We start from the raw sequence: 18,109 nt of genomic DNA, 5'->3' as shown, positions 1-18,109 counted from the left end.
CCAAGTGGACAATCGATTGGCGCTTCACGGCGGCCCCAAAACAAAGACGACCCCGTTCGGAACTGGAAAACGATTCGGATTGGAGGAAGCCCGGGAACTGCTGGAAGCTTTGGAGCAGAACACGCTGTTCTATCATTTTGGCGCGAAGGTCAAAAAGTTTCTAGCGGACTTTAACGAGCTTTACGGCGCTGCGCGAAGCGTGGCGGTCTCCTCCGGAACGGCGGCCATTCATGTCGCATTGGGAGCGGCCGGGATAACGGTTGGCGACGAAGTCATTACGAGCCCGATTACCGATCAGGGCACGCTGATCGGCATTCTCTATCAGAACGCGATACCGGTATTTGCCGATCTGGATCCGCACACATACGGGATGGATCCCGCCTCGATCGAAGCTCGCATTACGGCTCGCACCAAGGCGATCGTTGTCGTGCATCTGGCGGGCAACGCCAATGACATGGATCCGATTATGGCGATTGCGCGCAAGCACGGTCTGAAAGTCATCGAAGATTGCGCGCAAAGCTATTTGACGAAATACAAGGGGTGCTACGTAGGCACAATCGGCGATTTCGGCTGTTTCAGCACGAATGATTTCAAGCATATTTCGACGGGAGACGGCGGCATTGTGACCGTCAATTCGGAGGACGAGGCGACCTACTATGCCGCGCATGCGTTCGCGGACAAGAACTTCAGGCGGTTTGGCGACACTGTTCTCAAAGATTTGCAGCACCTCGCGCCGAATTACAGGATGACAGAGCTGCAAGGCGCCGTCGGCATCGCCCAGTTGAAGAAGCTGCCCTGGATATGCGCGCAGCGCATGCGGTATGGTGATCGGATTACCGCCGGCCTTGAGGGACTTCCCGGCATCTCCGTTCATCGCGTCCTGGAATATGCCGAATGCACATACTGGTTCTATATGCTGCGGCTCAAGATGGAAGAGCTCGCCTGCACAAGAGAGCAATTCTCTCAAGCGCTGCAGGAAGAAGGCATTCCTCACAGCTTGGGCTACATTCCGGCAGTCATGTATTTGCAGCCGTTGTTCCAGCATAGGCAGGCTTATCCGGGCAGCCAATTTCCTTTTGACATTACCGGCATCACTTACGCCAAGGGATTATGTCCGGTCGCCGAAGAAATACTGGAAACCGCGCTTCGCTTGCCCGTCAACGAATTTTATGCGGACGCGGATATCGAAGAGATGATTGCGGCTGTCCGTAAAGTAGCGATGCACTATGCCGGAAGCCTTTAGAATCGAGACGATGGACTGAACACGCGCCAATCGGAGAGCACGGTTCGGTTGGTTGCTCGTCATGACTTGTTTGAGAAAAAAATGGCCGATTTTGCAAGCTTCGATATAGTATAATGGCCCCGATGAAGAGATCCAGGAGGGCAAACGCGCAAGAATTGGTATCGACGTCGGTCAAAGACTAGAACTTCACTCGGACAAAAGAAAGGAAATGAGAAAATGAGCTTGGCGATCAATGGCGGTACGCCCGTGCGGACGAAACCTTTCGCGCAGTGGCCGGTTTTCGGCGAATTGGAGCAGCAAACGTTGCTTAACGTGCTGAATTCCGGCAAATGGGGAGGCGTTGGGGGAACATTTAACGGAGAGGAACCGTACATCCCTCGGTTTGAGAGGGAGTTCGCGAAATATCAAAACGCCAATTACGGCGTCAGTTGCGTGAACGGCACGGTGGCGATTACGGTCGCGCTTCAGGCGGCAGGCGTAAAGCCGGGCGACGAGGTGATCGTTCCTCCTTATACATTCATTGCCACCGCTACCGCCGCGCTTGCTTTCGGAGCGATTCCCGTATTCGCGGATATCGAGGAAGATACCTTGCTGATCGATCCGGACAAGGTAGAGCAAGCCATTACGCCGAAGACCAAAGCGATCATAGCGGTGCATGTGGCCGGGGCGCCGGCTAACATGACGCGTCTGCTGGAAATTGCGCGCAAGCATAATCTCGCGTTGATCGAGGACGCCGCACAGGCTGTAGGCGCGCAGTGGGAAGGCAAAGGCGTTGGCGCAATCGGCGATTTGGGGACGTTCAGCTTTCAATCCAGCAAAAATTTGAACGCCGGTGAAGGCGGAATTGTATTAATGAATGAGAAATCGTTGTGGAGCGCCGCGTGGTCGATCTGCAACGTCGGACGTATCCCGGACGGAGGCTGGTATCAACACGAAGTGTTAGGCCAAAATTATCGGATAACCGACATTCAGGCCGCGCTATTGCTCGCGCAGATGACACGGCTTGAAGAACAAATGCAATGCCGCGAAGCTAACGTCGCCCTGCTTAACCGGTTGCTGGGCGAAATTGAGGGAATTTCTTTGCTCAAGCAAGATCCTCGCATCACGCGGCACGCTAACCATGTGTATTTATTCAAGCTATCATCTGATTTCGCGAGGAAAGCCAACAAGGAGGAGTTTATCCGCAAGGTGAACGCGGAAGGCATTCCGGTGTTTTACGGTTATGTGCCTTTGAACCGCACGAATGCCGTGCTCAGCGCAACGAAAGACTGGCTTGGAGAGGAGCGCGTTTACGATTGCCCCGTCTGCGAAAGATTGTGCGCGTCTGAAGCGCTGATGCTTAGCCAGAACGTGCTGCTTTCCGAGGAGCAAGCTATGTACGATATCGCCGAAGCGTTGGAAAAGGTTATCCGTTCGTATGACGAATGAACGAAGCTTAAGGGTTGCTGTCGCAGGCTGCGGGACGATGGGGAAATTGTATGCATCGGTTTTGACCCGAATGGATGATGTCGAGCTCGCCGGTTTTTATGCGCGTCGATCGGAAAGTGCGATCGACGCGGCCGCCAGCTTCGGAACCCGATTATTCGCGTCGTATGAAGAGTTGCTGGCGGAAGCGGATATCGATGTCGTGTGCATTACGCTTCCCACTTATTTGCATCGACAATACGCGGTTCAAGCGGCTGAAAGAGGAAAACACGTTATTTGCGAAAAACCGATGGCGCTGACCCTGGAAGATACGGAAGCGATGATGCGGGCAAGCGAGCGATATGGAACGCGGTTGCTGGTTGGGCACGTGCTCCGCTTTTCCCCTGAGTATCGGAATCTGCGCGGGCATGTCCGCAGCGGTAAAATCGGGAATGTCGGAGTCGGCCATGCGAGGAGAGCCAGCTTGCATCCACCTTCAGATAGTTGGTTTAAGAACGAAGAATTGAGCGGCGGCGTCCTGTTCGACCTGATGATTCACGACATTGATTTTATGCGGTGGACACTGGGAGAAGTAAGGAGCGTTTACGCGTCATTAACGACCGCCCCCGGCATTGAATACGCGAATGCGACTTTGCGGTTCGCAAGCGGCGCCATCGTGAATCTGGAAGCGCATTGGGGATACCCGGGACCGTTTCTTGCCGAAGTGGAGCTGGCCGGACAATCGGGCGTCATGCGCTGCAGCAACCTTAACGGACAGCCCTTGATTGTTCGGCAAACGGAATCTCAGAGAACAGCAGGAGAAGGCGTGCATATTCCGAGCTTTCTTCTGCGCAAGGATCCGTATGAAGCAGAAATCGAGCATTTTATTGCTTGTATCCGAACAGGCATTGAACCGGTCGTATCGGCCGAGGATGCGAGCCGCGCCGTCGAAATCGCTCTTGCGGCCGGTCGTTCGGCACGAACCGGACTTCCGCAGAAGCTATAGCTGTGCAGAGATCGTACCAGAGGAGGTTCGTTCATTGGATATCGTAAATATCGGGATTGTTGGTTTTGCCCATCCGCATGTTCATGGTTATTTGAGCGTGCTGCTTGATCGGGGCGATGTCCGCGTCCTGGGGGGATGGGACGAAGATTCGCACCGCGCGGCGACCGTACTCGGGCCGCTGGGATTGACCGTCTATGATACGCTTGACGCCCTGCTGTCATCTGCAATCGATGCGGTCGTTGTCTGTTCGGAGAATGTTCGACACGCGGAATTGACGATCGCCGCGGCACGATCGGGGAAACACGTCTTATGCGAGAAGCCGCTGGGCACATCGATGAAGGACATGAACGACATGGTTCGCGCCTGCAGGGAGGCGGAAGTCCGGTTAATGACGGCGTTTCCTTGCCGCTATTTCCCGGCGGTTCGCGAAGCGAAATTGTCTGTGGAGCGCGGCGAAATCGGAACTGTCCTGGCGATTAAAGGGACCAACCGCGGGACGATGCCCGGGGGTTGGTTCGTTGATCCTTCCCTGTCGGGGGGAGGCGCCGTTCTTGATCATACCGTGCATGTGATGGATTTGATGCGCTGGATTCTTGAAGACGAACCTGACGTTGTCTATGCGGAGATGGGACGGTTGTTTCACGACGATCTGGCTGTTGAAGACACGGGGCTCGTACACGTAACGTTCCGAGGCGGGCAGAAGACTGTGCTGGACACCAGTTGGTCGAGGGGCAAATCATTTCCCACGTTTGGCGACGTAACGATGGAAATTATCGGCACGAATGGCATGATCAGTGTCGATGTCTATGCGCAAAAAAATGAATTGTATTGCGATGAGCGCGTGCGGGCCGAATGGAGCTATTGGGGGGACAACCCGGACGAAGATTTGATCGGGGATTTTGTTCAAGCGATCAGATCGGGCACGCCGGCGCCGATCACCGGCGAAGACGGCTTGGCTGCCGCGGCTGTAGCGCTCGCAGCTTACGAATCGGCCAGCCTTGAAGTCCCCGTAGTCTTGGAGGTAGGATGATGCTGCATATTGGAACAGCTAAAGTGAATATAACGCCTAGCCGACCGGTTCCCCTTGGAGGGTTTGCTTCCAGATTGGGCTTGGGCGGTTTCCAAGGGATTTCGCATCCCTTGTACGCGAGAATAGTATGTTTTGGGCACAGTGATGCGGGTGGAAAGTCGACATCGGCTATTCTGGTCAGTGCCGATCTGCTCTGGTGGGGAAGCCAGTTGGTCGAAGGGTTGAAGCAACGCATACGTGCGCTTTGGCACGCCGATACCGTTATTCTTCATGGCACGCATTCGCATTCGGGTCCGCAAATTTGGGACGGTTTCTCTGAATACGGCGGCAGCATCGACCTCGCCTACATTGCGGAACTCGAGACGACGGTGCTGCAGGGTGTTGAAGCGGCGATGTCCGACATGGAGCCGGTCACCGTGGACATCGGGCGCGGCGTTTGCGACATTGCGACCAATCGGAGGAGCGCGGCTGACGACGGGATACGAATCGCCTCCAATTCGAACGGCCCGGTAGACCGTGAGCTGACTGTGCTTCGCTATAATTCGGCACCGGGCGGCCGGACCAAGGCGGTGCTCGTCCATTATGCGTGCCATCCGGTCGTGACGTCGGACAACTTGATTTCCTCAGAGTTCACCGGAGTTGCGATGGAGGAACTGGAGCAATCGATAGGGGACGGCGCGATCTGCGCCTACTTGCAGGGTTCCTGTGGGGATATAAACCCTCACGACGGAGATATGGGCGGGGATGCGCAGGTCGTCATGCTTGGATGCCGGTTGGCAAACGACGTGAACAAGGTGTTGGCGGGGGCCATGCGCCGCGTCGACTCCGTTGGTCTCCGGTCTATGCGGATGAGCGTCGCGCTTCCGTTGCAAGCTCTGCCGGAACGCGATTATTTGGAATCCCAGTCAGGCGAACCGGGCGTTATGGGTGAGTGGAGCCGCAAGCTGCTTTCCAGGCAGGAAGGACTCCCTACGAGCATGTCGTTGGAGATGACGGGGTTAGTCTTGGCTGAAGGCTTCGCTGTGCTGGCTATGAACGCGGAAGTGGTCGTCGCATACGGCTTGTATCTCAAATCAGCATCCAATAAAGCAGTCGTTCCGCTAACGTACAGCGACGGAATGATTGGGTATATCCCGACGGCCAGGCAATTGGAGGAGGGCGGATACGAGCCGATCGACTCCACCTATTATTTCGGCTTGCCGGCTCCATTCGCTCCTGAGGCCGAAGGAATATTGCGGGAGGCGCTGGACGTTGTCGTGCGCGAGTTCTGCGACGCCAAGCAATCGTGACAGGGGAGTGAGCGGAATGAAAAAAATTTTGCTGCTGGGGGACTCGATTCGTATCGCCTACATGCCCCTGGTTCAGACAAAATTGTCGGGAATCGCCGAAGTTGTCGGCCCGGAGGATAACGGGAGGTTCGCGAAATATACGTTATGGTATGTGGACTTCTGGATCGATACCCTTGGCAAGCCTGATGTTATTCATTGGAATAACGGCATCTGGGATGTCTATCATCACTCCGCGGAACACGGCGTCTTCACTCCTCTTGAGGAATACGTCGGGACGATTCGGCAAATTCTCGATCGACTGAAACGATCGGGCACATCCATCATTTGGGCGACGACGACACCCGTTAGCCCGAACAACGTCAACTGCAGCAATCTGGAGATCGACAAGTACAATGAAACGATCCTGGGTCTGATGCGGTCGGAGAACGTCGCGATCAACGACCTGAACGCGACCGTCAAGCATGACATGGACGACTATATCGGCGAAGACCATCTGCATTTAACGCCGAAAGGAAGCGAGGCTTGCGCCGATGCCGTCGTGAAGGCGGTGTTGTCTTATTTATAAAATGAACGGAATCGACAGAAACGCGGACGATTCGATAACCGTTATCCATAACGGCAAAATCGTGACGGAACGCGATGGAATAATCGAGTCCGGCACGATCGCCTGGCGGGGCGAACATATCGCATACGTTGGCGAGGATACGAATTTTCCCGAATGGCAATTTCGAGACGGTAATTCGCGTGTCTCCATCGACGCGCATGCCGGATGGGTTGTGCCCGGATTTATCGATGTGCATGTGCACGGCGGAGATGGCCGCGATTTCATGGAGGCGAACGACGAATCGTACGACGCGATTACCCGATTTCACCGCAGACACGGTACAACAGGTTTGTTGGCCACTACGGTAACGGCTTCACCGCAAGCTATAGAACGAGTTGTCCGTTTCGCAAAATACTATCAAAACAAAGATACGCATAATGGCCAACTGCTCGGCGTGCATCTCGAAGGCCCGTTCATTAGTCCGGCGCAGCCCGGTGCTCAGGACCCTCGATATATCGCATTGCCTCGGCGCGAGTGGCTCGAAGGTTGGACGATGGAGCACCCGGATACGATCCGGATGCTCACGCTCGCTCCGGAACTTGACGGCGCGAAATCGTTAATCGGCTGGCTTAACGAACACGGCATCGTTCCCTCTTGCGGACACACGAATGCTTCATACGGCCAAATCATCGAAGCGGCCGAGCAAGGCTTGCGCCATGCGGCGCATACCTTCAATGCGATGAAAGGGATTCATCACCGTGAGCCGGGCACCGTCGGCGCCATTCTCGACGATGCGCGCATCAGTGCGGAAATTATTGCAGACGGGCATCACGTGCATCCTGCTTGTATCCGATTACTGGCTAAGCTAAAAGGGCCTGATCGGCTGATATTGGTGACCGATGCAATTGCGGCAACCGGGATGGCTGACGGGGAATACCATTTGGCGGGGCATGATGTTGTCGTGAAGGACGCGGTTTCCCGCTTGAAACACGGAGGCAATTTGGCAGGCAGCACGCTCACAATGATCGATGCATGTCGATACATGATGGAGACCGTCGGGCTGGACATCGGTCAAGTGAGCCGCTATGCGAGCGGTAATCCCGCTCGTCTTCTGGGTCTCGAACAACGGATGGGCAGTCTCGAGGAAGGCAAATTAGCCAACGTGCTGCTCTTATCGCCGCAGTTAAAGCTTCAAGCGGTTTGGGTTCGCGGCAAGAAAGTTTAATCATGAATGGGATACCCCTGAGCCGACTAGAGAATTGCGACACTAGAAACCGACACGAAGTAGTCGTGTTTCGTATGGGGAGCAAAGAAGAATGCCTCCATGGATTGGCTTACAACAAGAATAACTCCGACAGTAAGAAGACGGAGTTTTGCTTTGTATATGCAACGATTAACTATAATGAATTTCTAGTTTTCTAGTATCAATTATGATGCCTGCAAGCTGCATTAAATCGAAACCTAGGATTCCATCGATCGGAAATCCATAATTCATTTCTCCAACTTCAATTCCAAAATGATCGAGTCGAATATCTTCGATCTGAATGGAGTTAACGGTTTTAAAAGAAGACGACTTCTGAACCGCCGATACCTCTAATAGCACAAGTATAATCATTTGCTTCAGGATAAATCCCAATATTGCGTAACAATTCAGCCTTAAAAATTGTGCCAGTGGACCCTGTATCTATGAGGACCACCTACGTTCCCGAATTTCGACGCGAGGTCTAGAAGTATGGAAAAAGTAAAATTCGTTAGAAGGACGACTTCTTTGTAATTCATTACATTGTTTCATGGCCTCAAAGGAGTCATCGAACTGTTGTACAATTGCCATATCATCTACAAAACGCAGCCCTTCTTCAGAGTGGGCTTGAATTGCTTCAATGACGACCCATTCGTTAGGATACAGATTTTGAACCTCGCTCCACTTCATGAAAATCCTCCGTTCGTTGCTTTTGAATTCAGTATATACCAGCACAGCTTCACCATCAATCGTGGCAGGGAGTCTCTAGGGTGACATCAAATCTGTCACTACACCCACGGCGAAGCCTAGCACATGTGGCGTTGTCTTCGGACAGGGGTTCGACTCCCCTCGCCTCCACCAACCTTACTAAAAACGAACACAATATACTTAGTTGGTGGATTTTCAGTAACAGTTTGGTTTAATTAGTAAAAAGTCAGTTAGGGCACATTGAGAAGCCTTAGCTGTCTTTTTATTCATAATGATGAAGGATACTTCAGAACAATGTCGAATCTCTTCTCTTAATCTATCAGGTTACTCAGTAGGGGGTCCAAATGAACGAAACTGCACTGCAGCATCCACTAGAACTTCAGTTATTTGACAGCTTGAAACCGGAGTTAACATCGTTCTGTTATAGAATGCTAGGATCGATCGATGACGCAGACGATGCCGTTCAGGAAACCTTTATTCGCGTTTGGCATAGTTGGAACTCATTCAGACAAGAATCCTCATACAAAACATGGGTTTGTCGGATTGCTTCAAATATATGCCTAGACAAGCTAAGACAAGCTAAACGGCGAACTCGTCCCGTTGACTTTTCCGCCTCCGCGACATCCATTATCGCACCCAGTGAAACATTCCCTGACTCATCTTGGATCTGGCCTGCCCCGGCATTTTCGGAAAATCCAGAAGATATACTCATTCGTAAAGATACCCTTCAACTCTGTTTTATTACACTCTTGCAAATTTTGCCTCCACGCCAACGTGCAGTTTTCCTTTTGAAAGACGTATTTGAGTGGTCCTCCAAACAGATTGCAGAATCGTTAGGGATGACGCCAGCAGCAGTTAACAGCGCCTTGCAAAGAGCCAGAGAAACGATGGATCGGGCGAAACTCCGTTCTGAAGAATACAGCTTAATGGATGTCCAGCCTGATCAAGAACTGCTTTCACGGTATGTGGAAGCTTTTGAACGATTTGATATCCATGCACTGGTAGCCTTGTTTCATGAAGAAGGCCATATGTCTATGCCACCTTTCTCTATGTGGGTACACGGCAAGGACGATTTGTTCAAGTTTTTTTCGCTTGCACGCTCGCATTGTGTCGGGTCCCGGTTTTTGCCGACTAAGGTGAATGGCGGTTACCCGGCTTTTGCGCAATATATGCCGAGTAATGACAAAACCTGCTTGATACCCTGGGGGATTCACGTCATTGTGATGAAGGACAAGAAGATATTTCACATCCAAAATTTCGTCAACACCAAATTATTTTCGCGATTTGGGCTTCCTGAACAATTAGACCGATGAATATCTCAATTGGATTACGTCTAAATATATGAGAATCCAAAAACAATAATCGAGGTGATTGAAATGGCATTGACCGCCACACAAACTTATGTGAACTTGCATGTACAAAATGTAAAACAATCAATGGCGTTTTTCACGGGGCTCGGCTTTGAGTTTAATATGCAGTTCACAGACGAGGAAAAAGCGGCTTGCATTGTGATTGGCGATAATATGTTTGTGATGTTGACTAACGAAGAATACTTCAAGTCACTTACGCAAAAAGAAATCGTCGACACGGACAAGTATGCGCAACTGACCCTTGCGTTGTTCGTTGAAAGCCGTGACAAAGTGGATGAGATCGTCAACACAGCGGCATCGTTGGGTGGAAAGATCATTACAGACCCGGAAGATTACGGTTTCATGTACCAATGGGGCTTCCAGGACCTGGATGGCCACATGTGGGCGATCGGAGCTGCATGAACATGAATGCGTTTGATGATCAGGATCAACCGTAAGATCATACGGCATCGTATCTGAAAGCCATCCAAAGACAAAAGGCACTTCCTATTAGTGGAGTGCCTTTTTATGCTCAATTGATGGATTAACTTATTTGAGCTACTGAAAACATTTGGGCTAGTATATCATGGGACGCGAAAATAGAGTTCTAGACTGCCTCTATCCATTGCTCATCAAACCACATGAAATGTGGATTGGGGCGCTTCTTTTTTTTCGACTAGTTTTCCATTCTCAAGAAAAAGCACTCGATCACAAAGCGGCAGTATTCGGTCATCATGCGTAACCATAACCGCGCTCTTACGCTGATCCTTTACTTGTTTCGCGATCATACTCACTATATCGAGTCCTCGTGAGGCATCTAAGCTTGCTGTTGGTTCATCTGCGAATAGGACAGCCGGGTCATTCATTAAGGCTCGTGCGATAGCTACCCGTTGACGCTCCCCCCCTGAGAGTTTCTCGGGATATGCGGTTCGTCGATGCGACAATCCCATCTTGTCGAGTAAATCTTTTGCTCGTTTGGTTGCTTTTGCCTTTTCCATCCCCGCGAGCTTAGATACCAAAACCAGTTGTTCTTCAACTTTCAAGTAAGGAATTAAGTTGGCGCTTTGGAAAATAAATCCGATTTTTTTAAGTCGCAGATCAGAAAGTTCTTGCTTGTTTTTACCGGTAATGGATTCTCCATCGAGTAGAACATGCCCACTTGTTGGTTCAAGAAGTGCTCCCGCTATGGACAAAAATGTACTTTTGCCCGAGCCTGAAGGGCCCATTACCGCGACTAGTTCACCTTCGGCAACCTCAAGGTCTAGCTTATCCAAAATCGTTATTTCGATACCGCCATCCTCAAAAGTCCGTGTAATCTCCTGCAATATAAGTCTTTTTTTCATGCTGCTGTCCTCCCAATCGCATCCAATGCGTCAATTTTGGCGACTTTCCACACCGAAAATAGCGAACCGGCCAAAGACATTGTTACAAAGGACGCGCAAGTAAGTGCCAAAGTGGAAAAGCCTAATTGAAATGGCATGGAACTTGGCAATACGGCCTCAAACAATTGGACCAACAGGACGCTAAGGACCAAGCTGCCGACCGATAAGACCAACACCTGCAGCGTCACACTTCTGGCTAGATAGGCAGTACGTGTACCGATGGCTTTCAATATGCCAAATTGACTGGTTTTCTGAATGGTGATGACATAGAAGAATACAGCCAGCACAAATGCAGAGATAACGAATAAGAATACGATCATCATCAAAAGCGAGCCTTGCTCTTCTTTGTAACCGGGAATCGCAGATACTGCCTCAGACTTCTTTATCACTTCCGTATTGGGCAGCGCGGACTGAAGCTCCTTCACTTTTTCTTTCGAGGCTTTAATGGCGATTGCATTGTAAACTTTACTGTCCGCTGCCGATCCAGTTCCTTGACGTGTAAGTGTCTGTGCTTGAAGATTAAGCCAATCCTGCTTATTTAGAAAGACAGCCGGAGTATGACTAAATGACTCGTTTTTTACAAAACCGCTTACGGTCCATTTTGTTCCCGAAGCTTGATCTACAATGATTGAGCCAATTTTGACTCCAGAATCAGACAGCTTTTGATCAACAAGAACATGTCCTTTTGTCTGATCCGAGATGGGCGAACCTTCTGTTACTGTTGGCGCCAGCCAACCATCGAGATTAACCGCGAGCAGAGTAACATCAATCTTCTCCGTATCTCCTAATGGAACAACCGTTGTCATTTTCACGCCAAGTGACTCTGCATTCTCTTTCCCTACTATTAAGCCAGCCTTTTCAACCTGATTCTGATCGAGCTGAGATCGGGTGAAACGGTGATTAGAGTCCTGTTCCAAGACAAAATGTGTTGCAGCCATATTCTTAACAGAAGCGGCGTTGTCATACGCAAGCCCCTGTGCAAGCCCGGTAACAAACAGAACAAGAAATGCAACAAGCACCATAATTGTAGCTATTAACGTATACCGAGCCTTTGCAAACCTCATTTCTCGAATTGCTAGATACATTGTGCTTCCCTCCTTCGGAATGGCTAAAGTATAGGAAGCGAATATGAACGGAGAATGAATAACAGGTTACAGTTGAGGTGGTGTCACGGTAAAGAGTGTTCCGTCAGACGAACGGATCACCTATGTCGAAGTGGATTAAATTAACCTGTCTCACCCTATGCATCTTTGGTGGATTCGCTGTTATTGTATGGTTCAAATAGAAAAAGCGGATGGTTAGATTCGATTCTAACTGTCCGCTTTTTCTGATTTTAAGTTACTTTTATCTTGCTTCAAATGTCAAAGAAAATAAAGTCTTAGACTGCCGGACATTTTATTTTCCAAGTCTAACACTTTATTTTTTTCTGACAGCATGCACGAGATGAATTTCACGCTAGCGTCGCGGTCAGACGATCACGCGGTAGTGAAGATGAACAACGCCGCTTCGGAAGCGACGCTCACCGAGCAGCTCGAGCCGCATGCGGAGGTTGTCCGGCAATGCTTGCTTGCCTCCACCCAAGACGATCGGATTAAGAAGCAGATGACACTCGTCGATCAGACCCGCGCTCATCGCCTGCCCGGCAATCTCGGCGCCGCCAATCGTAATGTCGGCTCCTGAAGACTCCTTCAACCTCCGGATCGCATCTGGATCGAATTCGCGCTCGATCCTAGTCCTGGCGCTTGACTCCGCTTGAAGCGTCCGGGAATACACGATCTTCTCAGCCGCCGGAACAAAAGTAAAGCCCGACCTCCATGAGGTCGGGCTTTCGTCTTTGCGTGCGGAACGTATGATTTATTTTGCGTTCTCATCCGGATGATGAATGCCGAACGTATTGCCTTCGGTGTCAATGTAATACCCTTGCCACGCCATTCCAGGCAGTGCATACTTCGGCAATGCAACCCTGCCTCCAAGATTCAGAATCTTGGCTTCGGTAGAATCGTAGTCTCCCACGCCTATTGTGCATGCATAGCCGTTCATGGCCTTGCCCGGCTCCGGGGAGGCGCCTTGTCGCTGCATCAGAGCCCCGTTGATTCCGAGTTCATCGGCATTGCCCGTCACAGCGCCCAAATAGGGCATTCCCGCATAAGCGCTCCAATCCTCGAATGTCCATCCGAATATTTCTCCATAAAACTTTTTGGCACGCTCCATGTCGTCTACATGAATCTCGAAATGAACGACTCTGCCCATGATTTCCTCCTATTTTGTGGCGTACAAATATATTCTTCAACTATGTTTGCCTTTCCTGCTTGCGGCTAAACCCCGTTGAAGCTTAGGTTGCCTCGCCGCCGGACGGGGTGATAAAATAAGAACCTTTGTTTTTCGTCATTTCAGAACCAAAAGTCAAAATGAGAACTAGATTGGGATGCTTGCCAGCCTTAGGATAGGAGTCAATCCCGGGAAAATCGTTATCGAGAGGTAGGCTATCGAAGGGTTCCGTGCCGGCACCTGCATTCCGATTGACAAATTAACGTAGAAAAGGATGAAGAGACATGGCAGAAAAAATGCGCTCACGGTTTCTCAATAAGATGACGAATGACGAGGTTGAAAAATACCTGGACAGGAATGATATCATATTTATTCCAATCGGTACAATTGAAACGCACGGCAGATTTCCGTTGGACGTTGAACTTACCGCTCCTAAGGCATTCAGTTTGCTGATGGCTGAAAAAGTGGATGGACTTGTACTCGGCGATCTTCCATATTTCTTCTGTGGAGCCACTACTACCGCCAGAGGTACGATACAGATGAGCGTCGAGAAAGGCGTACAGTACCTGAAGGAGATCAGCCATTCGCTTCTGAATCAAGGTTTTCGCCGCCAGATTTACGTATCTTTACACGGCCCTGCTTTTCTTACCGCAGGAACGGTCGTCATCGACTTTTTCGATGAAACGAAAGTTCCGATCACTTACATCGACCTGATCAACGCAATAAATATTGCTAAAGAGAGGAATCAGAACCTCGACCTTATGAAAAATGCGAACGAGATTTTCTTCGGCGGATATGAAATATTGGGGACAAAGGACGAACTGGTTATCGATCCGGATGCGGACATGAAGTCTCCTTTTGAACGCATTGAGCCGCGTACGGAAAAAGAAAGGATGATCGGACGGGGGGAAAGCCCCAACGTCCAGTTTTTCAACTACCTGCGCCGCTTTGCGCATCCATCCGGTTCAGTGGGTTTTTATTACTCGGAACCGAGCGATCACGGCGGCGAATATGGGGCCGCTCGTACGATTGAGGAGCGAGACGCACTCTGCGTCAAAGGGGCAGAAGTGATCCGTTCCATTGTCGATGCGCTTGATATGGATGAATACGTCGACGAGATGCGTCAACTTGACGTTTGGACCAGTAGCCTCATCAAAGAGAAATATAGTTCGATTTTACCGAAAAATAAGTTTTCGCCCTGGATTTGAATTAATTTGATCGGATTTTGATACAAATGGCGTCAAAAGGGAGGGGTCTGCGATCTGGATTTACAAGGAGCTTCGAACGAATCGGTATTTGTACCTGCTTGCTCTTCCCGGGTTTCTTTTTCTGCTCGTTTTTGCTTACCTTCCAATGTTCGGTCATATTGTGGCATTCAAACAGTTTCGTCCGAGCCAAGGAATTTGGGGCAGCAAGTGGGCTGGACTGGACAATTTCAAATTTTTCTTCAGTTCCGACGATTGGATTCATGTCACTGTGAACACTTTGTTTCTCAACAGTATGTTTATCTTTTTCACGCTGGGGATTGCACTCATCCTCGCGATTTTCTTGAATGAAATACGATATGCCTTGTATAAGAGATTAGCCCAATCCGTCATTTTCCTTCCCTACTTCGTCTCGTGGCTTGTGGTGAGTTTCATGACTTATGCGGTTTTCAATACGTCCGACGGCATCTTGAATAAACTGCTAAACGCCATGGGAGAGGGAAGTTATAACTGGTACGGAAACGCGAACCTATGGCCTTATATCCTGACCGCTCTGTTTGTTTGGAAAATGTCCGGATATGTCACGATCATTTTCTTCTCGGCTATTACCGCTATTTCGTCGGAATACTATGAGAGCGCTACTCTCGATGGTGCGGGCAGGTTTCAGCAAATTCTTCATATTACATTGCCGCTGCTTCGACCAACGTTAGTTGTCCTGCTTTTATTGCAAATTGGGAGAATTTTTTATGGCGATTTCGGAATGATTTATGGCATTATCGGGGATAACCCGATTCTGATTCCGAAGACCGACGTCATTGATACGTATTCTTTCCGCGCGCTAAGGAGTTTAGGCAACTTCAGTATGGCGGGTTCGGTGGTTCTTTACCAAGCAGTCATGGGGCTGATCACGATCCTATTCTTCAATTGGATAGCAAGGAAAATTGACAGGGAATCATCCTTGTTTTAAAGGAGCATGCGCATGGCATTTTCCAATCGGCTGTTTTCTGTTGCGGTATACTCGTTCATCGCGTTCTTCGTCGTGATTTGCGCCGTGCCGTTCTGGATGGTTGTCGTCGATTCATTCGCTTCAGAGAGCAGTCTTCAAACCGCGGGTTATCAGCTTTTTCCGAGCGAATTCAGTACCTACGCTTACCAATATTTGTTTCAAGGCAGCCAATTGTGGAGGAGTTACAGCGTGACGTTAGTTGTCACCGTCGTGGGGACGGCATTGTCACTTCTGATAACATCCACCATGGCGTATGTGATGGCGCATAAAAAAGCGAAATTCGGCGGATTGTTGTCGTTCATGACCTACTTTACGATGATCTTTGGATCCGGTATGGTTGGATTCTACATTCTCGTCGCGATTTGGCTGGGATTGAAAGATTCTATTTGGTCCATGATCTTGCCCTATCTGCTGAATCCCTTTTATGCTTTCATTTTGGTCGCGTTTTACCGGACAATCCCTTACGAGGTGAACGAAGCGGCGACGATCGACGGCGCGAACGAGTTCACGACTTTCTTCCGCATCATTTGGCCTATGACCGTGCCGGCTTTGGCCACGATCACCTTGTTTTACGCGCTGCAATATTGGAATGATTGGTATTTGGCCATCATGTTCGTCGACAACTACCACCTTCATCCGCTTCAAATCATGATTCGTCAATTGATTGCGAATATGAACATGCAATCGTATCTTCAGGGTGGCAACGTTTCGTTCGACAAGCCCTTGCCTGTCAAAGGTGTGCAATTGGCTACGGTCTGCGTTACGATTGGCCCGATTATTCTCCTGTATCCATTCGTACAGAAATACTTCGTCAAAGGTCTCACCATAGGAGCAGTAAAAGGGTAACTGGGTTATCAAATAAAATGAGAAAGGGCAGTGACGCATAAATGAAAAAAAGATTCGCAGCCATCCTTTGCGTGTTTCTTATGACAACGGTGTTGGCCGCATGCGCCGGCGGAAAGTCCGAAATCTCCCAATCCTCCGCTTCGTCCACCCAAGCAGCCAGTGAAAAACTCGATCCGGTCACACTTAAAATATTGATGTGGGGCAATCGACCAGCGGATTTCGATAAAGTGGTGGCGGAAGCCGAACGCAGAATGGCCGGCACGCTCAACGTCAAACTGGATGTCGTATTCGTACCGGTTTCCGATATCATGCAGAAAATACAGATGACGCTCGCTTCTGGCGAGGAGGCAGACCTTATCTGGGATTCGCCTTTGGCAAGCATGTATTCGAACATCGCCTCCGGTTATTATGAACCGCTTGACGATTTGCTGAAGAAATACGGTCAGAACATTCTGGCCACTCGTCCTCCTGAGATGTTCGAAGGCAACAAGGTGAACGGCAAAACATACGGAATCCCGCTGGGTGATTCGCAATATTTTGGCTATACCTATTTGATTCGTCAGGACATCCGCAATAAACTCGGTATAGCACCGATCAAAACGTACGACGAACTTGTAAAATTCGCATACGCCGTAAAAGCTAAAGAACCGGGACTCGCTCCGATTTTACCTAGCATAGGGTTCCTCTCGGAGGCTTCTTTCCGCTCCAGATTCGATCAGGAGACCCAAATCAGAAGAACGCAGGCTATGGCCGACATTACTCTCTACTACAAGAATAACGACGGCAAGGTGTACAACTTATTGGATGAAATGGAGCCGAAGGTATGGGATTGGATTAAGAATGCCAGAAAGATGTATCAAGATGGCATTATTCATCCTGACGTGCTGGCCATTAAGGACTACGAAGGAGAATTCAGCGGCGGCAAGGCGGCGATCATTCCGGTTAACGATTTCGGCGTGAAGAACAATATTGAGCAGGCCGTCATGAAAAATGTACCTGGTGGCAAAGTGGAAGCTGTCACGTTCTTCGATAAAACGCCAAAGAAGAACATTACAAACTTCTCGCAATGGAATTTCATGTCTGTGCCGATAACGAGCAAGCATAAGGAAAGAGCGATCCAATTCCTCAATTGGACGCAGCAAAAGGAGAACTACGATCTTCTTGCCTACGGGATTCAAGGAAAGAATTGGGAAGCAGTCGGCGATGACAAATACAAACCCCTCGATTCAAACTATTCATGGTTCCCTTATTTATGGATATGGAACCCGACATTTGAACGGTTAAACGCTTCCCAATCGGAAGAAGTGATCGAGCTCAACAAGTTTACCAGGGATGCGAACAATTTTGAGAAAGACGTGCTGACCGGCTTCCAATTCGATCCACAACCGGTGTTGAACGAGATGACCAAATTTAAAACGATCGAAGACAAATACTATCCGACTATTTTCAACGGCGTGCTGGACCCGGATACCGCTTGGGCGGATTTCAAAAAAGAAGGCGGACCATCGCTTAAGAAAATCCAGCAGGAGATGCAAAAACAAATCGATGCGTTTCTTCACGAATAAGTCGCCAAGATCCGAATGACGGAG

The 18,109-nt window shown here is 49.8% G+C and carries 18 protein-coding genes; 13 read left to right on the top strand and 5 right to left on the bottom strand.

Going from position 1 to position 18,109, the window contains the following annotated elements:
- Positions 1 to 4: 4 nt before the first annotated feature.
- From K7P76_RS25335 to nagA, 7 genes are all read left to right on the top strand, one after another.
- Entirely contained in the window at positions 5 to 1,243 is a 1,239-nt protein-coding gene (locus tag K7P76_RS25335; RefSeq protein WP_232188658.1) for a DegT/DnrJ/EryC1/StrS family aminotransferase, read from the top strand.
- A 216-nt stretch (positions 1,244 to 1,459) separates the two neighbouring features.
- Positions 1,460 to 2,671: a DegT/DnrJ/EryC1/StrS family aminotransferase gene (locus K7P76_RS25330; protein ID WP_232188656.1), complete on the top strand. Its 1,212-nt coding sequence runs from the start codon at positions 1,460 to 1,462 to the stop codon at positions 2,669 to 2,671.
- On the top strand, positions 2,661 to 3,653 hold the full coding sequence (locus K7P76_RS25325; protein WP_232188648.1) for a Gfo/Idh/MocA family protein: 993 nt from the start codon (positions 2,661 to 2,663) through the stop codon (positions 3,651 to 3,653). Before K7P76_RS25330 ends, K7P76_RS25325 begins: the two co-directional genes overlap by 11 nt.
- A 34-nt stretch (positions 3,654 to 3,687) precedes the next feature.
- Positions 3,688 to 4,683 carry a Gfo/Idh/MocA family protein gene (locus K7P76_RS25320; protein WP_232188646.1) on the top strand — a complete coding sequence of 332 codons (996 nt, stop codon included), beginning with the start codon at positions 3,688 to 3,690 and terminating at the stop codon, positions 4,681 to 4,683.
- The gene (locus K7P76_RS25315) at positions 4,680 to 5,972 is read left to right on the top strand and encodes a neutral/alkaline non-lysosomal ceramidase N-terminal domain-containing protein (RefSeq protein WP_232188644.1); all 1,293 of its coding nucleotides are present in this window, start codon (positions 4,680 to 4,682) and stop codon (positions 5,970 to 5,972) included. Before K7P76_RS25320 ends, K7P76_RS25315 begins: the two co-directional genes overlap by 4 nt.
- Before the next feature lie 16 nt (positions 5,973 to 5,988).
- A complete protein-coding gene (locus K7P76_RS25310) occupies positions 5,989 to 6,537 on the top strand; it encodes an SGNH/GDSL hydrolase family protein (protein WP_232188641.1) in 549 nt (182 codons plus the stop codon).
- A 1-nt stretch (position 6,538) separates the two neighbouring features.
- Positions 6,539 to 7,741, top strand: coding sequence for an N-acetylglucosamine-6-phosphate deacetylase (gene nagA, locus K7P76_RS25305; RefSeq protein WP_232188639.1), 1,203 nt, complete (start codon positions 6,539 to 6,541; stop codon positions 7,739 to 7,741).
- A gap of 459 nt (positions 7,742 to 8,200) precedes the next feature.
- On the opposite strand, the gene K7P76_RS25300 is transcribed toward nagA, so the two are convergent.
- The gene (locus K7P76_RS25300; RefSeq protein WP_232188637.1) at positions 8,201 to 8,446 is read right to left on the bottom strand and encodes a hypothetical protein; all 246 of its coding nucleotides are present in this window, start codon (positions 8,444 to 8,446) and stop codon (positions 8,201 to 8,203) included.
- A gap of 362 nt (positions 8,447 to 8,808) precedes the next feature.
- Between K7P76_RS25300 and K7P76_RS25295 the strand changes: the two genes are divergently transcribed.
- Both K7P76_RS25295 and K7P76_RS25290 read left to right on the top strand, forming a co-directional pair.
- Positions 8,809 to 9,777: a sigma-70 family RNA polymerase sigma factor gene (locus K7P76_RS25295; protein ID WP_232188635.1), complete on the top strand. Its 969-nt coding sequence runs from the start codon at positions 8,809 to 8,811 to the stop codon at positions 9,775 to 9,777.
- Positions 9,778 to 9,840: 63 nt separating this feature from the next.
- A complete protein-coding gene (locus K7P76_RS25290; protein ID WP_232188634.1) occupies positions 9,841 to 10,236 on the top strand; it encodes a VOC family protein in 396 nt (131 codons plus the stop codon).
- 209 nt (positions 10,237 to 10,445) lie between these two features.
- Here K7P76_RS25290 and K7P76_RS25285 read toward each other — a convergent pair whose 3' ends face one another.
- The 4 genes from K7P76_RS25285 to K7P76_RS25270 form a co-directional block, all read right to left on the bottom strand.
- Positions 10,446 to 11,156, bottom strand: coding sequence for an ABC transporter ATP-binding protein (locus K7P76_RS25285; protein ID WP_232188633.1), 711 nt, complete (start codon positions 11,154 to 11,156; stop codon positions 10,446 to 10,448).
- Entirely contained in the window at positions 11,153 to 12,280 is a 1,128-nt protein-coding gene (locus K7P76_RS25280) for an ABC transporter permease (protein ID WP_232188631.1), read from the bottom strand. The genes K7P76_RS25285 and K7P76_RS25280 overlap by 4 nt, the downstream gene beginning before the upstream one ends.
- 382 nt (positions 12,281 to 12,662) lie before the next feature.
- Positions 12,663 to 12,968: a dihydrofolate reductase family protein gene (locus K7P76_RS25275; RefSeq protein ID WP_232188624.1), complete on the bottom strand. Its 306-nt coding sequence runs from the start codon at positions 12,966 to 12,968 to the stop codon at positions 12,663 to 12,665.
- 81 nt (positions 12,969 to 13,049) lie between these two features.
- Positions 13,050 to 13,445: a VOC family protein gene (locus K7P76_RS25270; protein ID WP_232188623.1), complete on the bottom strand. Its 396-nt coding sequence runs from the start codon at positions 13,443 to 13,445 to the stop codon at positions 13,050 to 13,052.
- 302 nt (positions 13,446 to 13,747) lie between these two features.
- Between K7P76_RS25270 and K7P76_RS25265 the strand changes: the two genes are divergently transcribed.
- From K7P76_RS25265 to K7P76_RS25250, 4 genes are all read left to right on the top strand, one after another.
- The gene (locus K7P76_RS25265; protein WP_232188621.1) at positions 13,748 to 14,671 is read left to right on the top strand and encodes a creatininase family protein; all 924 of its coding nucleotides are present in this window, start codon (positions 13,748 to 13,750) and stop codon (positions 14,669 to 14,671) included.
- 160 nt (positions 14,672 to 14,831) lie between these two features.
- A complete protein-coding gene (locus tag K7P76_RS25260) occupies positions 14,832 to 15,635 on the top strand; it encodes an ABC transporter permease subunit (protein WP_232188619.1) in 804 nt (267 codons plus the stop codon).
- 12 nt (positions 15,636 to 15,647) lie between these two features.
- Positions 15,648 to 16,520 (top strand): carbohydrate ABC transporter permease, encoded by an 873-nt coding sequence (locus K7P76_RS25255; RefSeq protein ID WP_232188617.1) that lies wholly within the window; start codon positions 15,648 to 15,650, stop codon positions 16,518 to 16,520.
- 41 nt (positions 16,521 to 16,561) lie between these two features.
- Positions 16,562 to 18,085 carry an extracellular solute-binding protein gene (locus tag K7P76_RS25250; protein ID WP_232188615.1) on the top strand — a complete coding sequence of 508 codons (1,524 nt, stop codon included), beginning with the start codon at positions 16,562 to 16,564 and terminating at the stop codon, positions 18,083 to 18,085.
- Positions 18,086 to 18,109 lie beyond the last annotated feature (24 nt).

The sequence above is a fragment of the Cohnella silvisoli genome (genome assembly GCF_021190915.1).
Lineage (GTDB): Bacteria > Bacillota > Bacilli > Paenibacillales > Paenibacillaceae > Cohnella > Cohnella silvisoli.
This window is presented reverse-complemented; position numbering and strand designations above follow the sequence as displayed.

Coding starts and splice junctions, on each gene's coding strand:
- K7P76_RS25255 (WP_232188617.1), top strand. CDS start 15,648: ATGGCATTTTCCAATCGGCTGTTTTCTGTTGCGGTATACTCGTTCATC.
- K7P76_RS25325 (WP_232188648.1), top strand. CDS start 2,661: ATGACGAATGAACGAAGCTTAAGGGTTGCTGTCGCAGGCTGCGGGACG.
- K7P76_RS25270 (WP_232188623.1), bottom strand. CDS start 13,445: ATGGGCAGAGTCGTTCATTTCGAGATTCATGTAGACGACATGGAGCGT.
- K7P76_RS25265 (WP_232188621.1), top strand. CDS start 13,748: ATGGCAGAAAAAATGCGCTCACGGTTTCTCAATAAGATGACGAATGAC.
- K7P76_RS25315 (WP_232188644.1), top strand. CDS start 4,680: ATGATGCTGCATATTGGAACAGCTAAAGTGAATATAACGCCTAGCCGA.
- K7P76_RS25250 (WP_232188615.1), top strand. CDS start 16,562: ATGAAAAAAAGATTCGCAGCCATCCTTTGCGTGTTTCTTATGACAACG.
- K7P76_RS25285 (WP_232188633.1), bottom strand. CDS start 11,156: ATGAAAAAAAGACTTATATTGCAGGAGATTACACGGACTTTTGAGGAT.
- K7P76_RS25310 (WP_232188641.1), top strand. CDS start 5,989: ATGAAAAAAATTTTGCTGCTGGGGGACTCGATTCGTATCGCCTACATG.
- K7P76_RS25330 (WP_232188656.1), top strand. CDS start 1,460: ATGAGCTTGGCGATCAATGGCGGTACGCCCGTGCGGACGAAACCTTTC.
- nagA (WP_232188639.1), top strand. CDS start 6,539: ATGAACGGAATCGACAGAAACGCGGACGATTCGATAACCGTTATCCAT.
- K7P76_RS25300 (WP_232188637.1), bottom strand. CDS start 8,446: ATGAAGTGGAGCGAGGTTCAAAATCTGTATCCTAACGAATGGGTCGTC.
- K7P76_RS25280 (WP_232188631.1), bottom strand. CDS start 12,280: ATGTATCTAGCAATTCGAGAAATGAGGTTTGCAAAGGCTCGGTATACG.
- K7P76_RS25290 (WP_232188634.1), top strand. CDS start 9,841: ATGGCATTGACCGCCACACAAACTTATGTGAACTTGCATGTACAAAAT.
- K7P76_RS25295 (WP_232188635.1), top strand. CDS start 8,809: ATGAACGAAACTGCACTGCAGCATCCACTAGAACTTCAGTTATTTGAC.